The 22,391-nt window shown below is 53.4% G+C and carries 20 protein-coding genes; 11 read left to right on the forward strand and 9 right to left on the reverse strand.

The features are described 5' to 3' along the window. Window positions 1-41 precede the first annotated feature (41 nt). On the reverse strand, window positions 42-854 hold the full coding sequence (murI, locus tag C3Z11_RS14180) for a glutamate racemase (RefSeq protein ID WP_106478611.1): 813 nt from the start codon (window positions 852-854) through the stop codon (window positions 42-44). Window positions 855-1,139: 285 nt separating this feature from the next. On the opposite strand from murI, the gene C3Z11_RS14185 reads away from it, so the two are divergent. Beyond that, window positions 1,140-1,718: a DsrE family protein gene (locus tag C3Z11_RS14185; RefSeq protein ID WP_106478612.1), complete on the forward strand. Its 579-nt coding sequence runs from the start codon at window positions 1,140-1,142 to the stop codon at window positions 1,716-1,718. 154 nt (window positions 1,719-1,872) lie between these two features. Here the strand turns inward: C3Z11_RS14185 and C3Z11_RS14190 are convergent, their stop codons facing one another. The 6 genes from C3Z11_RS14190 to C3Z11_RS14215 form a co-directional block, all read right to left on the reverse strand. Further along, the gene (locus C3Z11_RS14190) at window positions 1,873-2,424 is read right to left on the reverse strand and encodes a hemerythrin domain-containing protein (RefSeq protein ID WP_106478613.1); all 552 of its coding nucleotides are present in this window, start codon (window positions 2,422-2,424) and stop codon (window positions 1,873-1,875) included. A gap of 134 nt (window positions 2,425-2,558) precedes the next feature. Further along, entirely contained in the window at window positions 2,559-3,212 is a 654-nt protein-coding gene (locus tag C3Z11_RS14195; RefSeq protein ID WP_106478614.1) for a hypothetical protein, read from the reverse strand. Window positions 3,213-3,263: 51 nt separating this feature from the next. After that, window positions 3,264-4,601: a replication-associated recombination protein A gene (locus tag C3Z11_RS14200; RefSeq protein ID WP_106478615.1), complete on the reverse strand. Its 1,338-nt coding sequence runs from the start codon at window positions 4,599-4,601 to the stop codon at window positions 3,264-3,266. Then, a complete protein-coding gene (gene lolA / locus C3Z11_RS14205; RefSeq protein WP_106478616.1) occupies window positions 4,598-5,239 on the reverse strand; it encodes an outer membrane lipoprotein chaperone LolA in 642 nt (213 codons plus the stop codon). Before lolA ends, C3Z11_RS14200 begins: the two co-directional genes overlap by 4 nt. Window positions 5,240-5,371: 132 nt before the next feature. Next, window positions 5,372-9,019, reverse strand: a complete 3,648-nt coding sequence (locus C3Z11_RS14210; RefSeq protein ID WP_449577921.1) for a DNA translocase FtsK 4TM domain-containing protein — start codon at window positions 9,017-9,019, stop codon at window positions 5,372-5,374. A 162-nt stretch (window positions 9,020-9,181) separates the two neighbouring features. Next, a complete protein-coding gene (locus C3Z11_RS14215; protein ID WP_106478617.1) occupies window positions 9,182-11,161 on the reverse strand; it encodes a methyl-accepting chemotaxis protein in 1,980 nt (659 codons plus the stop codon). 184 nt (window positions 11,162-11,345) lie between these two features. Here C3Z11_RS14215 and aat point away from each other — a divergent pair, with 184 nt between their 5' ends. The 3 genes from aat to infA all read left to right on the forward strand — a co-directional run bounded on the left by aat (window position 11,346) and on the right by infA (window position 13,199). Next, window positions 11,346-12,035: a leucyl/phenylalanyl-tRNA--protein transferase gene (aat, locus tag C3Z11_RS14220; RefSeq protein ID WP_106478618.1), complete on the forward strand. Its 690-nt coding sequence runs from the start codon at window positions 11,346-11,348 to the stop codon at window positions 12,033-12,035. A 56-nt stretch (window positions 12,036-12,091) separates the two neighbouring features. Then, a complete protein-coding gene (locus C3Z11_RS14225) occupies window positions 12,092-12,835 on the forward strand; it encodes an arginyltransferase (RefSeq protein WP_106478619.1) in 744 nt (247 codons plus the stop codon). A 145-nt stretch (window positions 12,836-12,980) separates the two neighbouring features. Then, complete coding sequence (infA, locus tag C3Z11_RS14230) at window positions 12,981-13,199, forward strand: translation initiation factor IF-1 (protein WP_026352028.1); 219 nt, start codon at window positions 12,981-12,983, stop codon at window positions 13,197-13,199. Window positions 13,200-13,356: 157 nt separating this feature from the next. Here the strand turns inward: infA and clpA are convergent, their stop codons facing one another. Both clpA and clpS read right to left on the reverse strand, forming a co-directional pair. Then, window positions 13,357-15,621 carry an ATP-dependent Clp protease ATP-binding subunit ClpA gene (clpA, locus tag C3Z11_RS14235; RefSeq protein WP_106478620.1) on the reverse strand — a complete coding sequence of 755 codons (2,265 nt, stop codon included), beginning with the start codon at window positions 15,619-15,621 and terminating at the stop codon, window positions 13,357-13,359. A 30-nt stretch (window positions 15,622-15,651) separates the two neighbouring features. Then, window positions 15,652-15,981 carry an ATP-dependent Clp protease adapter ClpS gene (clpS, locus tag C3Z11_RS14240; RefSeq protein WP_394810220.1) on the reverse strand — a complete coding sequence of 110 codons (330 nt, stop codon included), beginning with the start codon at window positions 15,979-15,981 and terminating at the stop codon, window positions 15,652-15,654. A 353-nt stretch (window positions 15,982-16,334) separates the two neighbouring features. On the opposite strand from clpS, the gene C3Z11_RS14245 reads away from it, so the two are divergent. The 7 genes from C3Z11_RS14245 (at window position 16,335) to C3Z11_RS14275 (ending at window position 22,322) form a co-directional block, all read left to right on the forward strand. Beyond that, window positions 16,335-16,934, forward strand: a complete 600-nt coding sequence (locus tag C3Z11_RS14245) for a pseudouridine synthase (protein ID WP_106478621.1) — start codon at window positions 16,335-16,337, stop codon at window positions 16,932-16,934. Then, entirely contained in the window at window positions 16,931-17,398 is a 468-nt protein-coding gene (locus C3Z11_RS14250; protein ID WP_106478622.1) for an NUDIX domain-containing protein, read from the forward strand. The genes C3Z11_RS14245 and C3Z11_RS14250 overlap by 4 nt, the downstream gene beginning before the upstream one ends. Before the next feature lie 60 nt (window positions 17,399-17,458). Further along, the gene (gene mnmA / locus C3Z11_RS14255) at window positions 17,459-18,607 is read left to right on the forward strand and encodes a tRNA 2-thiouridine(34) synthase MnmA (protein ID WP_158701052.1); all 1,149 of its coding nucleotides are present in this window, start codon (window positions 17,459-17,461) and stop codon (window positions 18,605-18,607) included. Next, the gene (gene hflD, locus C3Z11_RS14260) at window positions 18,604-19,218 is read left to right on the forward strand and encodes a high frequency lysogenization protein HflD (protein ID WP_106478623.1); all 615 of its coding nucleotides are present in this window, start codon (window positions 18,604-18,606) and stop codon (window positions 19,216-19,218) included. Before mnmA ends, hflD begins: the two co-directional genes overlap by 4 nt. A gap of 54 nt (window positions 19,219-19,272) precedes the next feature. Then, window positions 19,273-20,640 carry an adenylosuccinate lyase gene (gene purB / locus C3Z11_RS14265; protein ID WP_106478624.1) on the forward strand — a complete coding sequence of 456 codons (1,368 nt, stop codon included), beginning with the start codon at window positions 19,273-19,275 and terminating at the stop codon, window positions 20,638-20,640. A 93-nt stretch (window positions 20,641-20,733) separates the two neighbouring features. Further along, on the forward strand, window positions 20,734-21,900 hold the full coding sequence (locus C3Z11_RS14270; protein ID WP_106478625.1) for a cupin domain-containing protein: 1,167 nt from the start codon (window positions 20,734-20,736) through the stop codon (window positions 21,898-21,900). Next, on the forward strand, window positions 21,897-22,322 hold the full coding sequence (locus C3Z11_RS14275) for a GNAT family N-acetyltransferase (RefSeq protein WP_106478626.1): 426 nt from the start codon (window positions 21,897-21,899) through the stop codon (window positions 22,320-22,322). The genes C3Z11_RS14270 and C3Z11_RS14275 overlap by 4 nt, the downstream gene beginning before the upstream one ends. The last annotated feature ends 69 nt before the right edge of the window (window positions 22,323-22,391 follow it).

Here is a 22,391-nt window from a genome sequence, read left to right on the forward strand (position 1 = left end):
GCCGATCAGGACAGATTGAGCAATAGCCATCCAAAGGCAAGCTAGTGTAAGGATTCCGGCATGACACTCAAGTCTTCAAGCATCAGCGGCTCAGGGGCGGCGAAGCCGAAGTGCGCCAGGGCATGCGCGAGCCCATCCTGGCCTGGAGCTGTTGCCATGCTCATACCCACACCGCGGGTCTTGGCCGGGCAAGAAATGACCGAAGCTACTCGCCGGGCAATAGCGGCTCCGGAGTCTATCCATACCAGCTCACGTGGCGCGAGAGCCGCTAAAGGCTCTCGCAGCAGCGGGAAATGAGTGCAGCCCAGCACCACCGTATCGAGAGCCTCGATATCAAATAGCGGCTGCACGGCATGGCGCAGCTTATCGGTTGATAAGGTGCGACCAGCAAGGTAACGCTCGGCCTCCGCGACCAAGCCATCGGCAGCGACACGTATGACTCGACACTCACTTGCGTACTCTTCGATGAGGCGATCCGTGTAGGGCCTTCTGACAGTAGCCGATGTTGCAAGTAGCCCTATCACTTTGCTTGCGCTCATTTGAGCGGCAGGTTTGATGGCTGGCACCGTGCCGACGACAGGAATGGTAAGACGCGAACGCAGAGCCTCAAGCGCCAGCGTACTCGCCGTATTGCACGCTACCACCAGAACGCTTGCCCGTGAACGTTCGACAGCACAACAACATACCGCCACGATACGCTCAATCAACCACTCATCGGGCTTGGTACCATAGGGCAATGCGGCGTTATCACACACATATACAAGTGCAGCATCACCCAGACAGGCGCGTATCTCTCCGACCACCGATAGCCCACCCACCCCCGAGTCGAAAATCAGTATGGCACCTTCATGCATGGCATTGCCTATTTCATATTTCAGCTATGTTGACCTAGCATGAATTCTATCAGCGGCGCATGGCCTGCGCCCACTGAAGCAGGCATTCAGATGTCACATGACAGACTGGAGCAGATTAAAGGTGGACTGGGCACGCTAGCATAAGCATTGAGACAACTAGCTTTCTAAGCTAGAAGCGGCTGGGCCAAGTACCGTAAAATTGGTCTGTTTTATCCAACATTGTGTTATTCGCCAGGCCATCTGGCTTGAACGTATTTTTCTTTTACGTCTAGAAAGGGAACTTCAATGAAACGACGTACGATATACGCATTGGGTGTGTTCATTTTGGCCGCCCTGCTGATGATTCTTCTTGCCTTCAGCTTAGGCAATGCGCCAAAGAAGAATGCCATCGCTTTTCAATATCCTGCCATTGAGCATTACGGAGGCATTGCCGAGCGTCACGATACTCAGGAAGTCCCGGTAGCGAGCCAGGATTACAGGGTTATTTTCGATGTCGTCAGCGGCACCAACGATCCACGCGCCATCAATGGAGGACTGGATAAGGTTGCCCGCGCTATCAATGTCTTTGCTGCGTCAGGCGTACCGCTCCAGAGACTGCATCTGGTTGCCATCATTCATGCCAAGGCTACACCGAGCCTGCTCAATGATGATACTTATCAAGCCTGGTATGATGTCAAAAACCCCAACACCGCCCTGATAAAAGCGTTAACTGATGCTGGTGTGAAGGTTGTTGTCTGCGGACAGTCCTTGAACCACTTGCAGATAAAGGATGAAGAAGTGAATCCACAGGTGATTCTGGCACCATCTGCACTCACCACATTAGCTATTTATGGCAATCGCGGTTACGCCTACGAGCAGCTCTGATACAAAGGTCAGGGAAATAAAAAACGGTGCCTGCATGACAGGCACCGTTTTTGTTTGACTCTTTTCTCTAACTTTCTTTAACCGGCACTTCCGTTATTTGGTTCATGAACTGACAGCGCTATACAGCTCGCTTAATGAACCTCATCATCCCCACTCATGCAGCCGATGCCGGCACGGCTTTGAATTCCTGATACAGCTGAGGATATTCTTCTTTCAGCCTCGCCAACTGCTGCTCTGCATTGGGCGGCAACGCCTTGCGAAGAGTCACATAGTCATGTTCATCAAACTCGGACTCGATTAAAGGAAATAGCTCTTCCCGCTCGCTGCGTAGATAGCTTCGATGTGCATCCAGATATTCTTTCATATCATCAGCAAAAAGATCCATCGGGATAATCGCATCCATAAGGACCATATCAAGATTATCACTGAGCCGATCGAGCCGTGCTTTAACGTTCTTGTAGTCATCAGCCAGCCGACACACTAATGAACTGGACATATCATCTCGAGCAGACAAGCGATCTCCACAAAGCGTTTCAAGAGGAATGATGTAATCCTCCATATAGCCGAGGATGTAGTCGACCACTTCTCGAATCAGCCGAAAATCAGGACGCTCTCCATTGACCAGCGTTTTCTGCTTGAGCATAAGCACATGCAGAAGACGAGCCATATTGGCATGTTCTTGACGGAGCTGGGTCAGCGTTAGCATGGCGGCTCTCCTAGTGCGAAGCGTGACACGACTGTGAGTCAACGCAGTCAGTTTAAGGCAGAGTATGCTATTTGCACGGGCCGCGAACTATATCTTTAGTCGTGGTGCAACATGATGCCACACGCTTTGAACAACTACATCGTGTCATTCATCCAACGACGAATTTCCCGTCGATCACGATGAGAACTGAGCTGAACCGTATTTACGGTTTTTGGAACGAGAACATATTCATCATTGTCGCTCTTCTCAATATTGAAACAACGACGTGCACCGATCGGTTGGTCTTCAGGCCCGAAGAGGCCAATCAGGCGCAGCTCAAATGATTTGAATGTCATCTCGCCTTGCGGCAAGGATTGAGAGCCGACATCAATGCCGTGGTGGAGGGCCACGCCTTTCATCAACTGACGATAAGAACCGATCTGAATGTACTGGCCTTGGCTTAGCGGTCCCTGACGAGTGACCTGCCGCAGCTCCGGCGCGTCCTGCTTATCTTCCTTACTTTTCTGATTCTCATCGGTATAATCGGTCACATCATAGACATACGTGCCATCGGACGTTTCTATAACACCGACGATTGCCTCAAGAAAAATGGGCTCCTGGCTCATATTGCTGACAATGCACAATGAATCCATGCCTCTGCCACGGCCACGGTTAATGATCAACTTGGCATGACGCTGGCGACGGAAGTTATTGAGCAGCAGTTGCAGATATATCCCCCATATCAGCAACATACCCAGATTAAGAAATGTATTAAGCAACTGCGCATTCTGACTAAGCCAGTTCCACACATCATCCTCCTTGATATCGACTTTCAGAGCTGTTCAGTTCCCGCCTCAGCCCTAGAGGCGCTTGTTTTTACTGGCCGCATCCAGGCTGGCCAGCCAATCGAGCTTCTCTGCAATGCGCTTCTCCAAACCACGCTCGACAGGTTTATAGTAGCGGGTGCCAGCGAGCTCTGCCGGAAAGTATTCTTCCCCGGCGGCATAGGCATTGGCCTCGTCATGGGCATAGCGATATTCCGCCCCGTGCCCCATCGATTTCATCAATGATGTCGGCGCATTGCGCAAGTGGACCGGCACATCCAGCCCGGGTGTTGATTTAACATGCGCCACCGCAGCATTGTAAGCCTTGTAGGCCGCATTGCTTTTCGGCGCGCTGGCAATGTAAAGAATGGCTTGAGCGACCGCCAGCTCGCCTTCCGGTGAGCCGAGACGCTCCTGAACGTTCCAGGCGTCCAGGGACAAGCTTAACGCTCGCGGGTCAGCATTGCCGATCTCCTCACTGGCCATGCGCACTACGCGTCGCGCAATGTAGAGGGGATCGGCCCCACCTTCCAACATACGACAGAACCAGTACAGCGCGGCATCCGGCGCACTACCGCGCACTGATTTATGCAAGGCGGAAATCTGATCGTAGAACAGGTCGCCACCGCGATCGAGGCGGCGCGTACTTTCTCCCAGTACATCTTCCAGTACTGCCTCACTGATCCGCACCGTACCGGTTGAAGCATCCGCCTCGCCCATATCTGCAGCGATTTCAAGCAAGTTAAGTGCTCGTCGCGCATCGCCATCCGCAGCAAGGGCGAGCAAATCGCGTATCTCATCAGGCACATCAAGCGCCATATCGCCCAGCCCTTCGGGAACAGACAGCGCGCGATCGATAACGGTACGCAGCTCTTCAGATGTCAGTGCCTTGAGCACGTGCACTCGTGCGCGTGAAAGCAGGGCATTGTTCAACTCAAACGAAGGATTTTCCGTGGTCGCCCCGACAAAGGTGAAAACGCCCTCTTCAACCCACGGCAGAAAAGCATCCTGCTGCGCCTTGTTGAAACGGTGCACTTCGTCGACGAACAACAGGGTGCGTTTACCATGCTGGCGTCGCTGTTGAGCCTGCTCGGCAGCGATACGAATATCCTTCACACCTGAAGAGACGGCGGACAAGGTCGCAAAATGCGCCTGGGTGTGTTCAGCGATAAGCCGAGCCAGCGTTGTCTTTCCAACGCCGGGCGGCCCCCACAGGATCATCGAGTAGAGCTGATCTCGCTCAAGCGCTTGACGAAGCGGCTTTCCCGCTGCCAATAGATGCGACTGCCCAATATAATCATCTAAACGCTTGGGACGTAGCCGTGCCGCGAGCGGCTGCCCGGGCGGCACGGCATCAGCAAACAGATCGCTCACTGGCCCTCACGAATGACATCTGCGCCCGTAGGAATATGAAAGTTGAAACGGTCGTTGTTGATGGAGGGATTATTTTTGACGTTACGGAAATTGATAGCGGTACGCTGCCCGGTGCTATCTGACAGTTCAAGCCCGGCCAGTTGCTCGCTATTGAAGGTCATTTCGAGCTCTTCGAACAGCGTGTCAGGTGACTTGGGCGACAGTGTAAAAATTTCCGTTGTCCCTTGCTGACGGCGACTAACGCCATAATTGGCGGTAAGTTCACTGGCCTGCCCCGACAGCAACAACGCCGGTGTATGTGTAACGCGCTGGTCCAGCGGGCGGATGCTGACCTGCTCAAGATCAGGGTCATACAGGAAAACCTGCTGCCCATCGGAGACGACTGTTTGACGGTAAGGCGCACTCACTTCCCAGCGGAATTTACCTGGGCGTGACAGCCACATGTGGCCCTTGGCATTTTGCAGGCTACCCGAATTGACACTATCAACGACCCGCTGGTCGAAATCCGCCGAATAGGTTTTAAGCGGTTCCAGCAGTTGTGTCAGCCGTTCCGCCGCCCCCGTTTCTGTCTCCGCCCGCGCCACGCTGGATATGAGCAACGCCGTCAATAGTACAAAAACCGCCTTTATCATTCGCATCAACACCACTCCTTGTCTTGAATCTTTGCCTTGAACCTTTACAAGAACGGCGCCCGAACCTGACATCCGGGCGCCGCTTTCGATCGACTTCAGGCCTCAATACTCGTCCGTTTTCGACACCCAAACGCTACATTAGTGCCCTGCTGGTGGCCCCGCCAGCACCTCTCGGCTGCCGTTGGTCCCCATCGATGAGACTACACCGGCGGATTCCATCGCTTCCACGAGTCGGGCGGCGCGGTTATAGCCGATCTTGAAACGGCGCTGTACTGCCGAAATCGAGGCACGGCGCGATTCAGTCACATAGGCAACCGCCTCATCATAGAGCGCATCCTGTTCGGCATCATCGCCTTCAGCACCCTCAGCCTCAAGGCCAGTCAGAGCATCAGCAGACACACCGCCGGATAAGATTTCATCGATGTACTCAGGCTCCCCGCGTCGCTTCCAATCATCGACAACGCGATGTACTTCATCATCATCAACGAACGCACCATGCACGCGCATCGGTAAGCCCGCACCCGCCGGCAGGTACAACATGTCACCATGCCCAAGCAGATTCTCAGCACCGCCCTGGTCGAGGATAGTGCGGGAATCAACCTTGGACGATACCTGGAATGCCATACGCGTTGGGATATTGGCCTTGATCAAGCCAGTCACTACATCGACGGAGGGCCGCTGTGTCGCCAGAATTAAATGGATCCCTGCCGCACGTGCTTTTTGCGCCAGACGAGCAATAAGCTCTTCGACTTTCTTGCCGACGATCATGAACATATCGGCAAATTCATCAATGACCACGACAATGTAAGGCAACTTCTCGAGTACCGGTGGGGGTTGATGCATCTCCCAGGGCTGCGGCTCCCATAATGGGTCAGCAACCTGCGCGCCTGCACTCTCGGCCTCATCGAGTCTGGCATTGAAGCCTGCAATGTTGCGCACGCCCATCGCCGCCATCAATTTATAGCGCCGCTCCATTTCTGCCACACACCAGCGCAGCGCATTGGCTGCTTCCTTCATATCGGTGACTACCGGCGCCAGCAGATGGGGAATACCGTCATAAACGGACAGTTCCAGCATTTTCGGGTCGACCATGATCATGCGTACTTCATCCGGCGTGGCCTTCAGAAGCATTGAAATCAGCATGGCATTGACGCCCACCGACTTACCCGAACCGGTAGTACCAGCGACTAGCAGATGTGGCATCTTGTTGAGATTAGCCACCACCGGATTACCGCCGATGTCCTGCCCCAAGGCTACCGTTACTGGAGACTCGGCATCACGAAACACATCAGAATCGAAGACTTCTCTGATACGGATCATCGCCCGATTGGGGTTGGGAATTTCGATACCTACTGTTGGCCGCCCAGGGATGATCTCAACCACGCGCACACTCTTGACCAGCAATGAACGTGCCAGATCCTTGGACAGATTACTGATTTTTGACACCTTCACCCCAGGAGCCGGGCGAATCTCGAAGCGCGTGATCACAGGCCCGGGCCAAGTGTCGACGACCTCCGCCTTGACGCCATACTCGCGTAGCCGTACTTCAAGCAATTCGGCCATCTGCTCAAGCTGTTCCGGCGTATACGTTGGCTCGTACTTGTCAGCCGGCGTCAACAGCTGGATGGAAGGCAGCCTACCAATCGGCTCAGGCAGCGTATCGGGATTTGGACGTTGATTCTGCAAATGCTCAACGGTCCATAACGTCGGCCCGGTATATTCCTCTTCCCTCGGTTCTTCCGGCTCATCAACATAAGCCTGTGTGTCTGGGATACGAGGAGAAGAGGGTTCGCTTTCTTCGCTATAGTCTCCTGACTGAGGGGCAGCGGGTATTGCCTGGGGCGCTCGAACGCCAACCTCCTCATAACGAGTACCATTTTCTTCCTGCTGATACGCTGTCGGCTCGATAGCGGGCGCATCCGTGGCGATATCGGCCTCCTCCACTGCATAGCTAAAAGAAGGCTCAACGCTTACAGCATCAGCATGGGACTCTTCAGAGCGCCGTGCAGTAATAGCCATGGTGCTCATGGTGCTCTCTGCATCTTCCGCATCATGCTGATAATGCATGGCAGGGGCAGGCACACGGTCATGTGGCTCATCATCACGAGCACTGAACCGACTTGCAACTAAATGCTCAGGCTCAGTGCTGGAGCGCTGCTCATAAAAACGATGCTGCTCATGTAAATCTTCATCGCGCGCTGTGCTTAACCGCTGAGATGCAGGAAGCTCAGTAGCAGATGCTGCTGGTGCTCCATGGGTAGCAACTGCGACCGAACCAGGCTTTTGTGCAAAAGACTCCTCATCGCGAGCACTTAAAGGGACCGATGTCTGAGCAGGCGCATCATCGTCAGGTAACACAGGCTCCGGAATTATCTCGGGAATACGGCGGCGCGTCACATCGGCGAGTGGTTCACGACGCGGACGAATAATAGCGTCACTAGACTCGTCATGCGTATCAGAATGCGGCCCCGTATTTGGCGATGAAGACGCAGGCGGAACAACAGAAGATGCAGGAGTATCAGGCTCTCTCGGCACCGATGGTTCATGACGTACCTCCTCCTCACTCCTTGCCTCATCCGACAAGAAAGGTGAGGTAGTCGATACTGCCGGCTGAGACAGCGTATCTTCCCGGCTTGCCGCCGGACTAGCCTTAATGTCATGCGTGGATGGCGTTTGTAACGGTGCTTCCCAGGGAATCGCCGTGCTGTGAGGATCAGCGGTAGCCGCTGGGCTGTAATTCTCCTGCCGTACGCTCGCGGGTTCCTTGACCTGCGCTGCATTCTGCTGCCAATCGATAGAAGGCTCACGGCGAGGTTCAACGGTTTCTACATCATTTAGGGCATGTTGAGGTGAAGGTGCTACGTTGGTTTCTTTCGGCTCACCTTCATTCAGGTCGGGTTTACGCCAACGTACGGGCACCAGACGCTGCCAAAATGGCGCTTTACCATGAGTTGCCTGAGCTTGATCGACCTCCTCCTCGTCCTCCCATGCCTCATCAGTAAACGACTCATCGGCGAACTCATTATAACGTTCCTCTTGCTCGGCCAGCTCGGCGAGTCGCTCTTTATGAGCTTCACGACGAGCCGCTGCCCGTTCGCGGGCATTGCCCAGCCGGTCCATGCACCAGCGCCAGGCTTTCACTGCCGCCTTGCCAACTTCATCATTGATAGCCAGCCATGACATACCCGTAAATAATGGCAAGCCGCAAAGGAAACAGGCCAGTGCGATCAGCGTAGTGCCTCGAGTCCCCACCAGCGCACCTAGTGCGCTGGAGACCCCTTCTCCAATGATGCCTCCAGCACCATATGGCAGGTCACTATCAGGACGATAGAAATGAATGGAGCCCAATGTACACGTTGCGAGTAGCACCAGCAGCAACCCGCCGCCTCTAACGGCGAGTGCTGTCGGGTCCCATACTACATGCGCCTCACGGGCGCGCATCAACCACCAGGCACCAAAGCCCAACATGCCGGGCCACCACAGTGCACTGGCACCGAACAGCGAATAAAGCACATCGGAAAGCCACGCCCCGAACGGTCCCATCCAGTTGGATATCTGCTGTTCAGGCCCACTATGCGACCAGCTGGGATCGCCCGGCGTATAGCTGAAGAAAGCCAACAGCAGAAATACACATACGGCGAGCATGACAATTGCCACGCCTTCTTTCGTAGCCCCTTGCAAGTGTGCACTCATACGACGTGCCTGGCTCTTGGCACGTGTCGCGGCACGATTGCGTGCATGTTGCTTCTTGCTGGCGCTCGCTTGCTGCCTTTTTTTGGTGCTCAAAGGCCGTCCCCCTTGCCGACAACCGGCGATTCATGTTCCGCGATTAGGCGAATATCATACCTAGCCTATCGAGCGCGGCACAGGCCTTGGCAAGTTAAAGAACATAGAATCCAGTAATTACATGCACTCTGCCGCCTCCCTCAGCAAGTATTACCGTCCAACTCAAGTCATTGCCTGCCCTTGACTCAGTCGGAACACCTCAACAGTCTCTCGCAACGTCTGTGCCTGCTCGTTCAGACTGGCAGTTGTAGCTGCCGATTCCTCAACGAGTGCGGCATTGTGCTGAGTGGTTTCATCAAGTTGAGAAACAGCAATATTAATCTGCTCAATTCCCAGTAACTGCTCATGAGAAGCCGCGCTGATCTCGGCAACCACTGTGACGATGCTACTGATGCGGGTAACGATGTCGCGCATTTGCTGTCCAGCCTCGTCGGCACGGCTGTTACCCACACCGATTTCCTCGACCGCATGAGTAATTAACGCCTGGATTTCTCGGGCTGCTTTGGCACTGCGCTCGGCAAGCATCCGCACTTCACTGGCAACCACGGCGAAGCCGCTGCCATGTTCACCAGCACGCGCCGCTTCGACTGAGGCATTGAGTGCCAGGATGTTGGTCTGGAATGCGATCGAATCGATAATGCCAACAATGTCGGAAATTCGTTTTGCCGTATTTTTCATTCCGCTCATTGCCTCAACAGTGAGCTCCACTGATTGCCCAGCGCTACCGACATCGTTTGATACTGCGCGCACCAGATTATCGCTTTCCTGGGTCCGCTCATTGTTCTGGCGCACAGTCGCACTAAGCTGCTCTATGCTGGCAGCCGTTTGCTCAAGACTGGCCGCCTGAGACTCGGTGCGCCGCGACAAATCTGCGTTCCCAACGGCGATTTCATGGGAACCATGGGATACGGCATCGATCGACTGCCTGACCTGCGTGACAATTTCCGTCAATCCATCACTGATACCGTTCATGGCATTGGTCAGCTGACCAATTTCATCCTGGCTGGTATGCGTTATCCGGTTTGCAAGGTCACCCTTGGCCAGGCCCTGTGCGTACGTCACCACTTTGTGTAGAGGCTTCGTCACCATTTTGTGGACGAAAAAGAACAAAATGGCAGCCGTGAGAAGCGCCAATCCCAGCGCCAGCAGCATGAAAGTATTGCGTGCATTTGAGATTTTCTGATTAATCTCGTCATCCATCGCTGTGCCTGCGATGATCCATTCCCAATCGGGGTAGGCCTCGAAATATGTCGTGCGCGCCGCATCGTCACTCACATCCGCTAACGAGTAGCTTACTCGGCCCGAAGGCTGATCAAACATTGGTTTGAGAACATGTTCATTAGCATCGTTTGTCAGTTCGAGAATCGAGCTGCCTTCATTCGGGCTTCCTGCAAGCACCTTCCCATAGCCATCACCCGGCTTTGCATCAACGATCATGTAATAACCACGCTCGCCCACCTTGAGCGCGCGGATGCGCTCCTTGAGTTCGGCGATCTCTTCTGTAATATCCACACCGATGAATACCGCGCCGATGATACGGCCGGCATTGTCCTTAACAGGTTCATAGCGCGTGATATAAGGAACACCAAACAGCGTGGCGAGCCCCGAGTAGACCTGTCCATTGATCAAGCGATCATAGCTTTTTGATTTCCGGTCAAGCAGCGTCCCGACTGCGCGTTGCCCTTGATCATTTTTCAGTGACGTCGTGACGCGAATAAAATCTTCTCCGCTGCGGGCAAAAATTGTTACTGGTTCCCGGGCCTGCGCAGTAAAACGATCAACTATGTCGAAATTAAGGTTCAGTGGTTCCCCACCGGTACTCAGCATGGGGACTTGTCGCCCACTAATGTCGACAAATTCATCTTCAGATAGGCTGAACGTGCCCGGCAGCGTCGTCTTGAAAATCGACAAAAAACGCTCCGTCTGCTGCTGCAGGTTCTTGTCAAACAGTTGGATCATATCGATGACCGAATGTTCTTGCGCCTCGATGTCAACTGCAGCCTGCTGCTTGAGCATCTTTGCACTGGAATGAGACAACCCCCAACTGAGGGCAGCAAAACCAATGAGTTCAAATAGCACAATTAAAGCGACAAGCTTTGCTCCAATACCTGCTGAGCGGCACCTATCTAGAAAACTTTGCATGGTAGTTTCCTGCTGAAACCGTAATTTGATGACTTAAGCTATGGAAGGTGTAACTTTTGTAATAATAGGTTACGGCTGATACAAAAGGAACTTTAAATTCATCAACCACTACATCTTATGGCTATATGGATGTGCCTAGCTCGCTTATGATGATGTTGATGTCCAGTTGAAGATGAATACTTGCATGCTCACATGGTTGCCTGCCTCTCCAGTCAATTTTCCGCCTATTGAACAGGCGCTAGAAGAGCCTGACGGTTTACTGGCAGCTGGCGGAGCGTTGACTCCCGAATGGCTACTGGCTGCTTATGCTCGCGGCATCTTTCCTTGGTATGGTGAAGAGCAGCCCATCCTCTGGTGGAGCCCCGACCCTCGTCTGGTGTTATTCCCTCACGAGTTGAAACGCAGTCGCAGCCTTGCCAAGCGACTGCGCAACGGCGGCTTCACGGTGTCTTTTGATCAGCTGTTTTCCGAAGTGATGCAGCAATGCGGAGATATTCGAGCGGACAAGGAAGGAACGTGGATATCAGAGGAAATGAAGGAAGCCTATACCCGCCTACATACATTGGGATATGCCCACTCCGTAGAAGTGTGGCAAAACAATCAGTTGGTGGGCGGTCTCTATGGTATTGCTTTAGGACGCATCTTCTTCGGCGAGTCCATGTTTTCTCATGTCAATGATGCATCAAAGGTGGCGCTCGTCTATCTTGTTGAGCATTTAATCTCCCACAACTTTGTTTTAATCGATTGCCAAGTCCGTACCCCTCATTTGACAAGACTCGGTGCACGTGAAATCGAAAGACAAGAGTTCATGCGCTACCTTGATCAGTATGCTGTCATCGATTTAAGTCCGACCCATTGGGCCAATGACCAATAGCGCACGGTGCAGCATAATCTTATTTCATCACTGGTCAACTCTGAAAAGGCAAGCCCGTGAGCGATCATCCATTGACACCGTCGGCACGGGATCTCCGTTTTTTCCTTACTGTGCCGCATGTATGTAGTTATCTGAAAGATCGAGAAGCCACTACGCTGTTTCTCGATCCTCATGAATTGCCAAGCGATGAGGTTTATAGCGCTCTGACGCTGCTAGGATTTCGGCGCAGTGGAGGCCACTTGTACCGACCACATTGCGGTGACTGCCGAGCCTGTATTTCGGTGCGTATACCGGTTGAGGATTTCAAGCCTAACCGCACACAACGCCGCATCCTGAGGCGTAACAGTGATCTTGAGGTCATCGAAAAACCAGCTGTTTTCGATGAGGAGCACTATGCGCTCTACTCACGTTATATCAACCAGCGCCATCGTAACGGTGATATGTACCCTCCTTCTCAGGAACAGTACCAGGCATTCTTGACCTCCAATGAAGGATACACGCGCCTGATCGAGTTTCGTCTTGAAGGTGAGCTTATTATTGTGGCGGCCGTTGACACGCTTTCACACGGGTTATCCGCTATTTATACTTTTTTCGACCCTGACGAGCGCTGGCAAACACGTTCGCTAGGGAGCTATGCCATACTTTGGCAAATTGAGCATGCGCGTATTCATGATCTACCTTATGTTTACCTCGGATACTGGATACGCACCTGCCAGAAAATGCGCTATAAGCAAAATTTTCAACCCCTAGAGTATCTAGATGGTCGATTATGGCGGCGCGCTATGCCTGAGCACGCTTGAAAGGCAGCTGAATTTTGCCTTGATGTGTTACATCGGGCACAATACAGGGCTAATTTAACGATCAATGCCATTTTATTGCCTAATGGATGGCGATTGATCGTATAATGTTTGTCGCTTTTTATTAACCGAGTAAGGGCTTGCTTATATGGCACGAGAAGATCATATCGAGATGGAAGGTGTCATTATCGACACACTTCCCAATACTATGTTCCGCGTTGAGCTGGAAAATGGCCATGTTGTCACCGCTCATATCTCCGGCAAGATGCGCAAGAACTACATTCGTATTCTGACGGGTGACAAGGTTAAGGTAGAACTTACGCCTTACGACCTTTCGAAAGGCCGCATTGTTTACCGCTCACGCTAATAGATCAGCCTTGATAGTACAGCTATTCCCTCCTCCCATCGCAATTTCGCGATGCGCTGGCAGTTCATGCCGATCAGTTATTGACGTGTTTACCTGACGAAAAAACGCCCCGTCCGAAGACAGGGCGCGTTAATGTACACATTGGCAGGAGACAGGCTTAAGCCAGCTCTGTCTCCGTTGCCAAGTGCAGTTCATTTCCTTCAACTGTCACATGAACCAGTCCACCATGGTCAGCCAAGTCACCGAACAGAATCATCTCAGCAAGTGGCTTTTTAAGCTTTTCCTGTATTAAGCGAGCCATGGGCCGCGCACCCATGTCAGGATCATAACCATGATCTGCCAACCATTGGCGCGCATCATCATCGACGTCCAACTGGACACGTTTTTCATCAAGCTGCGCCTGCAGCTCGACAAGAAACTTGTCGACCACGTTACGCACTACTGACATGTCCAAACTACGGAACTGAATAATGCTATCGAGACGATTACGGAACTCAGGCGAGAATGTCCGGCGAATAACTTCCATCGCATCGCTGGAATGATCCTGCGTCTGGAACCCGATCGAGCGACGCGATGCCTGTTCAGCTCCCGCATTTGACGTCATGATAATAATCACGTTACGGAAGTCAGCCTCACGACCGTTGTTATCCGTTAACTTGCCATGGTCCATAACTTGCAGCAGCAGGTTAAACACTTCCGGATGCGCCTTTTCGATCTCATCAAGCAACAGCACACAATGTGGCTGCTTGGTAATCGCTTCTGTCAACAAGCCGCCTTGATCGTATCCGACGTAACCGGGAGGCGCACCGATCAAACGCGACACCGTATGCCGCTCCATATACTCGGACATATCAAAGCGTACCAGTTCTATGCCCATTAGCTGGGATAACTGACGCGCCACCTCGGTTTTACCTACCCCAGTCGGCCCGGCAAACAGGAAACTACCCACTGGCTTATCGGGCGAGTTGAGTCCAGCACGTGATAGCTTGATCGCTGCTGACAGGCTTTCAATCGCCTCACCCTGACCGAATACCAGCATTTTCAGATCGCGCTCAAGGTTGGCCAGAAGCTTACGATCTGAACTGGAAACACTCTTTGGCGGGATGCGTGCAATAGACGCCACAATCGCTTCGATCTGACCTACGTCAATAGTACCGACTCGTGCCTCAACCGGCAGAAGACGCTGATGCGCACCAGCTTCATCAATTACATCAATAGCCTTGTCAGGCAGATGACGATCGTTGATATAGCGATCAGCCAACCTTACTGCAGATTCCATCGCTGCATCGGTATATTTAAGCTGATGGTGTTCTTCGAAACGACCGCGCAGACCTTTAAGGATGCGAATCGTATCGTCTACGGAAGGTTCCATGACATCAACTTTCTGGAAACGACGCGCCAAGGCACGATCCTTCTCGAAAATGCCACGGAATTCCTGGAATGTAGTCGAACCGATACAGCGCAATTCACCCGATGACAGCAGCGGCTTAAGCAAGTTAGATGCATCCATCACACCACCGGATGCAGCTCCAGCACCAATAACGGTATGAATTTCATCAATAAACAAGACCGAATTAGGCTCTTTCTTGAGCTCAGCAAGCAGTGACTTCAACCGCTTCTCAAAATCACCCCGATATTTGGTGCCTGCCAACAAAGCCCCCATATCGAGCGAGTACACCACAGCATCAGCAATGACGTCGGGCACGTCCTCTTCGACGATCCGCTTGGCCAAACCTTCAGCAATCGCCGTCTTGCCTACACCGGCCTCACCGACCAGCAGCGGATTGTTCTTGCGTCGACGCGCCAGAATCTGCACGACCCGCTCAAGCTCGTGATCACGGCCGATAAGCGGATCGATCTTGCCCATCCTCGCCTGTTCATTGAGGTTGGTCGCATAGCCTGTCAACGGATGAGAACCACCCTCACTGATGCTTTCTTCCGTTTCTTCAGATTCCTGATTACCGCTCGGTGCTTGGCCATGGCCAGCCACCTTGGATATACCATGAGCGATATAATTGACAGCATCTACCCGAGCAACGTTTTGTTGCTTGAGGAAATAGACCGCCTGGCTTTCCTGCTCGGAAAAGATCGCGACCAGCACATTAGCGCCGGTAACTTCACTCTTTCCAGAAGATTGCACATGAAATACTGCGCGTTGCAGCACGCGCTGGAAACCGAGCGTAGGCTGAGTTTCACGATCATCCTGCTCTTCAGGAATCAAAGGCGTGGTTGAATTGATAAAATCCTGCAAGTCCGTGCGCAGCTTATCCAGATTAGCACCACAAGCGCGCAGCACATCGGCGGCGGAAGCGTTATCCAACAAAGCCAACAGGAGATGTTCCACGGTCATGAATTCGTGGCGCTTTGAACGCGCCACGGTGAATGCCGTGTTCAGGGTCAGTTCAAGTTCTTTACTCAACATGGCAGTCCCCTCGTAGCCGCCTCGGGCAGATCAGTCCGCCCGATCGATATCGCACAGCAGCGGATGCTGGCATTCACGAGCATATTGATTAACCTGATGACATTTAGTTTCCGCAATATCGCGAGTGAAAATGCCACAGGTCGCCTTCCCCTGCGTATGGACGGCCAGCATTATCTGAACCGCCTTTTCCTGATCCATGACGAAGAAGGTTTGCAGCACTTCAACAACAAACTCCATTGGAGTGTAATCATCGTTATGCAGCACCACTTTATATAATGGCGGTTGGGCCAGCTCAGGGTCGCTGGTCTGCTCCATTACATCGCCATGACCTTCCTTTTCCGGTTCTGAAGGACGTGTCATTCCTGTCCGGATCAGCCCTCCATTAACATGAAAAGCTTCGCTATCTACTTTGAACATAAGTTGCTGGGCCAATGAACACAAGCAAGAAGTGACTTGGACGCTCGTTTCAAACACATCATCATACTGCGAAGCATCATTACCTATGACCTTAAAATGGTGCCTGAGACCATCACTTGCAACCTCTTTCAAGCGAAAAACTCCGAATAATCACCATACGCGTCTACTTCAAGCATAAGATTGAATATCCACCAATTACCATGTCATACATTATATTAGTTTAACGCTACCAAAGAATGGCGCTGACGAGGCAAGCCAGAGTAGGCTTAATCCACATGCCCCGTGCAAGAGAACCAATGAGCACTCTCTATCTCCTGAACAAACCTTTTCACATGCTGTCCCAATTTACCGACACCCAGGGACGAGCGACGCTAGCCGATATCATCGACATCCCCGATATCTACCCTGCAGGTCGGCTTGATTATGATAGTGAAGGGCTTTTACTTCTGACTGATGACGGCGCGCTTGCGCATCACATTTCTAGTCCCGATCATAAACAGCCCAAGACATATTGGGTTCAGGTAGAAGGCGAGCCTAATGAGGAAGCGCTCAAGGCACTGCGCGGTGGTATTACTTTAAACGATGGGCCAACCAAGCAAGCCAAAGTACGCCGGATTTCTCCTCCGCACCTACCTGAACGGCAGCCGCCTGTTCGATATCGCGCCACCGTTCCTACCAGCTGGCTGGAACTGACCATTACTGAAGGGCGTAACCGCCAGGTCAGGCGGATGACGGCGCATATTGGGCACCCTACCTTGCGCCTGATACGTGCTGCCATTGGATCATGGCAGCTTGCAGGCCTCGCTCCGGGAGAATGGCGCAAGGAGACGCTGCACATGCCGCAGCGCCCAGCATCTCCCACTTCTCTTCACTCACGCAAGCGAACAACCAAATGAACCGTTGGACACCCCATGCTACCGTAGCCTCGGTAGTAGCACGAGACGGCCATTATCTGATGGTTGAAGAAGACAAAGGCGGAGCACATACCGTTTTCAATCAGCCGGCGGGCCATCTGGAGGCAGGTGAAACACTGGAGCATGCTGCGCTTCGTGAAACGCTTGAAGAAAGCGCTTGGCAGGTTCACTTGACCGGCTACCTAGGGCTTTATATCAATACGGCATCTACAGGCATTACCTATCACAGCCACACGTTTCTTGCAGAGCCTGTGCGGGAAATCAACACACCACTCGATGAAGGCATCGTTGCTGCCCACTGGCTAACGCTTGATGACATCAAGATGCTGGAAACTCAACAGCGCTTGCGTAGCCCTCTCGTCATGGCACGTCTGCTTGATGCCAATGCAGGGCAATGCTTTCCGCTTAGCATTATTCGTGAACAAACCCATCCTCTGCAGACTTAAGAGACGTTGACGCTTCGGGTATAATCACTACCCATTCGTAAAATGCCAATGAGATCATTGATGACTTCCCATACCGGTACGCATGCCGACACCGCTGCCGACAATATCCGGGGCAAGGTTATTGTCGGCATGTCCGGAGGTGTCGACTCTTCAGTTTCCGCCCTGCTATTGCGTGAGCAGGGTTATCATGTCGAAGGCCTGTTCATGAAGAACTGGGACGAGGACGACGGCACAGAATATTGCACGGCCAAGGAAGACCTGGCGGATGCTCAAGCCGTGTGCGATAAACTCGGCATCACGCTGCATACCGCCAATTTCGCGGCAGAATACTGGGACAATGTGTTCGAGCACTTTCTGGCCGAATACAAGGCCGGACGTACACCCAATCCAGACATCCTGTGTAACAAGGAGATCAAGTTCAAGGTCTTCCTGGAATATGCCGAGATGCTTGGCGCCGAGCTTATCGCGACCGGACATTATGTGCGTCGTGGTGAGCGGGACGGCCATGCACGTCTGCTCAAGGGTCTCGATCCCAACAAGGATCAGAGCTACTTCCTGCACGCTGTCGGCGAACAGGCTATCGCCAAGACATTATTTCCGATCGGTGAACTGGAAAAGCCCGAAGTGCGCGCCATCGCCGAGCGACACGGCCTTATCACTGCCAAGAAAAAAGACTCCACCGGCATCTGTTTTATCGGCGAGCGGCGCTTTAGTGATTTCCTTAAGCAATACCTGCCCGCGCAGCCCGGCAAGATCGAGACGCCTGAAGGCGATGTGATCGGCGAGCACATGGGGCTGATGTATTATACCCTCGGCCAGCGTCAGGGGCTGGGCATCGGCGGGATCAATGGTTATCCCGAAGAGCCTTGGTATGTCGCAGGGAAAGATCTTGAACGCAATGTGTTGATCGCCGTTCAGGGCAAGCATCATCCGCTGCTCTATACCGACACACTCACTACCGAGGTGGTCGACTGGGTTGCTGGTGAAGCACCCGCGCGTGAATTTAGAGCCGCTGCCAAGGTACGCTATCGTCAGAATGAGCAGCCCTGTCAGGTACGTATCAATGCCGATGGCGGCGTCAGCGTCACGTTCGACACGCCACAACGTGCCGTCACGCCAGGGCAATCCCTGGTGCTCTATGACAAAGACATCTGTCTAGGCGGTGGCGTCATCACGCACGCTTGGCAACATGCGGAGCATGCGGCATGAATCAGCAACAGCGACAGGCCCTGGCTCTGGCAGGCGTCTTTCAGGCCGCAGCCGTTGTTGACGAGCTGGCACGCACCGGCCATCACGACGAACGTGCCTGGCGCACCCTGATCCTCGCTACCATCGATACTAACCCGGCCACGTTCGAATCGATTTACGGTGATAATCACAACAACTTGCGCTTGGGTATCGATACGTTACAGGGCGTATTAACCCGCACGCCAAATTCGCCCAACGTCATGCGCTATGGTTTTTCACTGATTTTATTGATGCAGAAACTGCAAAAGCAGCCGCAGATGATGGATACATTGGGTGAGCGGCTTAATCGTATCAATGCCCAGGCCGAGCATTTTGGTCATACCCATGAGAACGTCATCGCCAGCCTCGGCGAACTCTATCAGGATACGTTATCGACATTTAGTTACCGTATCGTCGTCCAGGGTGATCCCAGCCTGCTGCAGAGTCGCATGATGCCTGAGCGCGTGCGCGCCATTCTGATGGCAGGGGTGCGCTTTGCATTACTCTGGCATCAGCAAGGTGGACGCCGCTGGAAGCTGATCATGGGTCGCGGCGCACTTAGACAGGCCCTCAAAGACATCGACCGCTACTGACCCGTTACCTTTTCATTGCCACCGCGCCCCGACGCCTAACCTCTGGACACGAGCATGCAACTTTCTTCTTTGACCGCCCTCTCCCCTGTTGATGGCCGCTATGGCGATAAAACCGCCGTGCTGCGTGAACACTTCAGTGAATACGGTTTGATTCGCGCCCGCGCTACCGTCGAGATCCGTTGGCTCGAGTGCCTCGCCGCGCATCCCGAGCTCAAGGAAGTTCCTGAGTTCTCTGACGGCGCCAAGCATTTTCTTGATGCACTGATTGCCAACTTCTCACTGGCGGATGCCGAGCGGGTCAAGGAGATCGAGCGCACCACCAATCACGACGTCAAGGCGATCGAGTATTTCCTCAAGGAGCGTCTGGCCGAACACGACGAACTCAATGCAAGCAGCGAATTCGTCCACTTTGCCTGCACCAGCGAGGATATTAATAACCTCTCGCATGCCTTGATGCTACGCAGTGGCCTCGACAGCGTACTGCTACCGATAATGCGCGACATCGTAAGCGCAGTAGAAAAGCTTGCTCACCTGCATGCCGACCAGCCAATGCTGTCGCGCACTCATGGCCAAACCGCCAGTCCGACCACGCTGGGCAAGGAGATGGCCAACGTCGCCTATCGTCTGCGTCGCCAACTCAAGCAGATCGAGTCAGTCGAAATATTCGGCAAGATCAACGGCGCTGTAGGCAACTACAATGCCCACTTGGCAGCCTATCCTGAGATCGACTGGGCCGCGAACGCGCACACTTTTGTCGAGTCGCTGGGGCTAAGCTTCAATCCCTATACCACCCAGATCGAGCCACACGACTACATCGCCGAATTCTTCGATGCGGTGTGCCGCTTCAATACTATTCTGATCGACTTCGACCGCGATGTGTGGGGCTATATCTCGCTGGGCTATTTCAAGCAGCGCACGGTGGAGGGCGAAATCGGTTCATCGACCATGCCGCACAAGGTCAACCCGATCGACTTCGAGAACTCCGAAGGCAATCTTGGACTGGCCAATGCCGTGCTCGGTCATCTCGCCCAGAAGTTGCCGATCTCGCGCTGGCAGCGAGACCTGACGGACTCCACTGTCCTACGTAATCTCGGCGTTGGCCTGGCCCATGGCCTGATCGCTTATCAGGCGACACTCAAGGGAATCGGCAAGCTTGAAGCCAACCCGATGCGCCTCAATGACGATCTAGATCACAGCTGGGAAGTGCTCGCCGAGCCGATTCAAACGGTGATGCGCCGCTATGGCATCGAGAAGCCTTACGAAAAGCTCAAGGAATTGACCCGTGGCAAGCAGATCGATCAGGCGGGTTTTGCCACTTTTATCGACACCCTTGAGCTACCGGAAACGGTCAAGCAGGAGCTCAAGATGCTGACGCCTGCAACCTATACCGGCAACGCTGCGGAACAAGCCAAGGCGCTCTAGGCAGACATCGCATTACTCACTATTTCTCCGGCGCCTGATGTTAAATACATTGGGCGCCGGCATTTGTTTAGAAGCCTATTTTGGAGATATCGCATGTCAACACCATTGACCCTCTTGGGTGGCCTGAGTGCCGAGCAGTTTCTTGCCGACTATTGGCAAAAACGCCCTCTGCTGATTCGTGGTGCTTTTCCTGATTTCGAATCACCGCTATCACCTGATGAACTGGCTGGCCTGGCCTGCGAGGAAAACGTCGAGGCGCGCTTAGTCGAAGAGCATGGTTCCAAGGGCCCCTGGCAGCTCAGTCACGGTCCTTTCGATGATGATACCTTCTCAAGGCTAGGCGATCGCGACTGGACGTTACTGGTCCAAGCAGTCGACCACTATGTTCCCGACGTCGCTGAGTTACTTGAACACTTCGACTTTATCCCTAGCTGGCGTCTCGACGATATCATGGTGAGCTACGCACCTCCGGGTGGCAATGTCGGCCCTCATGTCGATAATTACGATGTATTTCTGCTCCAGGCCAGTGGTCAGCGTCGCTGGCAAGTCGGTGGACTGATTGATGAAGATGCCCCGATCATTTCGGGAATAGATCTGCGTATTCTGGAAAGCTTTGAAGTCGACGCCGAGCAGGACTGGGTACTTGAGCCCGGCGACATGCTTTATTTACCTCCGCGCATCGCCCACCACGGTGTCAGTCAGAGCGATGATTGCATGACCTTCTCGGTCGGCTTTCGCGCCCCTTCCGCCGATGAGATCGTGACGTCATTTGCTGACTACATGGGTGAGCAACTGTCGGAGACGCTTCGCTACAACGATGCTGATCTCAAGTCAGGTGATCATGCCGGCAAACTCGAAGCTGCCGCCATCGAGCGGGTCCGTGCGCTGCTGCTCAAGACACTAGACGACCGTGCGCAGCTCGCCCAGTGGTTCGGACGTTACATGACTCAAGCTAAGTATCCTGACCAGTTAGTTGAAGCAGAAGAACCGGTCCATGCCGATGAAGTCGAAGCCGCGCTCAAGGACGGCATCGTACTCGAACGCACCCTCGGCTCACGCTTTGCTTTCCATGAAGATGAGCATGGCGTCACGCTGTTCGTCGATGGTGATGGCGTAAGCTGCGAAGCACGTCTTGCCCGCCATCTGGCGTCCACCGCACCAATCGACGAATCCGTGCTGCGCTTTCTCGATGCCAGCGTACTGCTCGCCGCGCTGCTTACCCGTGGCAGTCTGTCATGGCCCGGAGACGATGAAGAGTGAGCGTCGCTATTGAAAGCGGTGATTGGGCAACGCTCGGAGAGGACTGCACTGCGATTCGCTATAGCGTCTTCATCGAGGAGCAGCAGGTGCCGGTGGAAGAAGAGTTGGACGCGCGCGATGGCGATTGTCTGCACTTCCTCTTACGTGTCGACGGCGAGCCCGTTGGCACTGCACGCCTTCTACCTGATGGGCATATCGGCCGCGTTGCCATTCTTGCCGCCTATCGTGGTAAAGGCTTGGGGCGCGAACTGATGCAGACCATTATTGAAAAGGCGCGAGATCGCGGCCATGACTCGGTCGCACTTGCCGCCCAGACCCACGCGCTCGACTTCTATGCACGGCTTGGATTCATTGCGCATGGCCCCGAGTTTCTTGATGCAGGCATTCCCCACCGGGACATGACGCTCAACTTCAAGGGGTAAACTATATTCTGGCGTTTACGCCCAGTAGCGGCAAAACGATGTTGTTTAATTCGTCTAAACTGAAGTTCA

The organism is Phytohalomonas tamaricis (assembly GCF_003012345.1).
Taxonomy (GTDB): Bacteria; Pseudomonadota; Gammaproteobacteria; order Pseudomonadales; family Halomonadaceae; genus Phytohalomonas; species Phytohalomonas tamaricis.

Coding starts and splice junctions, on each gene's coding strand:
- C3Z11_RS14245 (WP_106478621.1), top strand. CDS start 16,335: ATGAGCACTCTCTATCTCCTGAACAAACCTTTTCACATGCTGTCCCAA.
- mnmA (WP_158701052.1), top strand. CDS start 17,459: ATGACTTCCCATACCGGTACGCATGCCGACACCGCTGCCGACAATATC.
- lolA (WP_106478616.1), bottom strand. CDS start 5,239: ATGCGAATGATAAAGGCGGTTTTTGTACTATTGACGGCGTTGCTCATA.
- infA (WP_026352028.1), top strand. CDS start 12,981: ATGGCACGAGAAGATCATATCGAGATGGAAGGTGTCATTATCGACACA.
- clpA (WP_106478620.1), bottom strand. CDS start 15,621: ATGTTGAGTAAAGAACTTGAACTGACCCTGAACACGGCATTCACCGTG.
- purB (WP_106478624.1), top strand. CDS start 19,273: ATGCAACTTTCTTCTTTGACCGCCCTCTCCCCTGTTGATGGCCGCTAT.
- C3Z11_RS14250 (WP_106478622.1), top strand. CDS start 16,931: ATGAACCGTTGGACACCCCATGCTACCGTAGCCTCGGTAGTAGCACGA.
- clpS (WP_394810220.1), bottom strand. CDS start 15,981: ATGACACGTCCTTCAGAACCGGAAAAGGAAGGTCATGGCGATGTAATG.
- hflD (WP_106478623.1), top strand. CDS start 18,604: ATGAATCAGCAACAGCGACAGGCCCTGGCTCTGGCAGGCGTCTTTCAG.
- aat (WP_106478618.1), top strand. CDS start 11,346: ATGCTCACATGGTTGCCTGCCTCTCCAGTCAATTTTCCGCCTATTGAA.
- C3Z11_RS14185 (WP_106478612.1), top strand. CDS start 1,140: ATGAAACGACGTACGATATACGCATTGGGTGTGTTCATTTTGGCCGCC.
- murI (WP_106478611.1), bottom strand. CDS start 854: ATGCATGAAGGTGCCATACTGATTTTCGACTCGGGGGTGGGTGGGCTA.
- C3Z11_RS14270 (WP_106478625.1), top strand. CDS start 20,734: ATGTCAACACCATTGACCCTCTTGGGTGGCCTGAGTGCCGAGCAGTTT.
- C3Z11_RS14190 (WP_106478613.1), bottom strand. CDS start 2,424: ATGCTAACGCTGACCCAGCTCCGTCAAGAACATGCCAATATGGCTCGT.
- C3Z11_RS14215 (WP_106478617.1), bottom strand. CDS start 11,161: ATGCAAAGTTTTCTAGATAGGTGCCGCTCAGCAGGTATTGGAGCAAAG.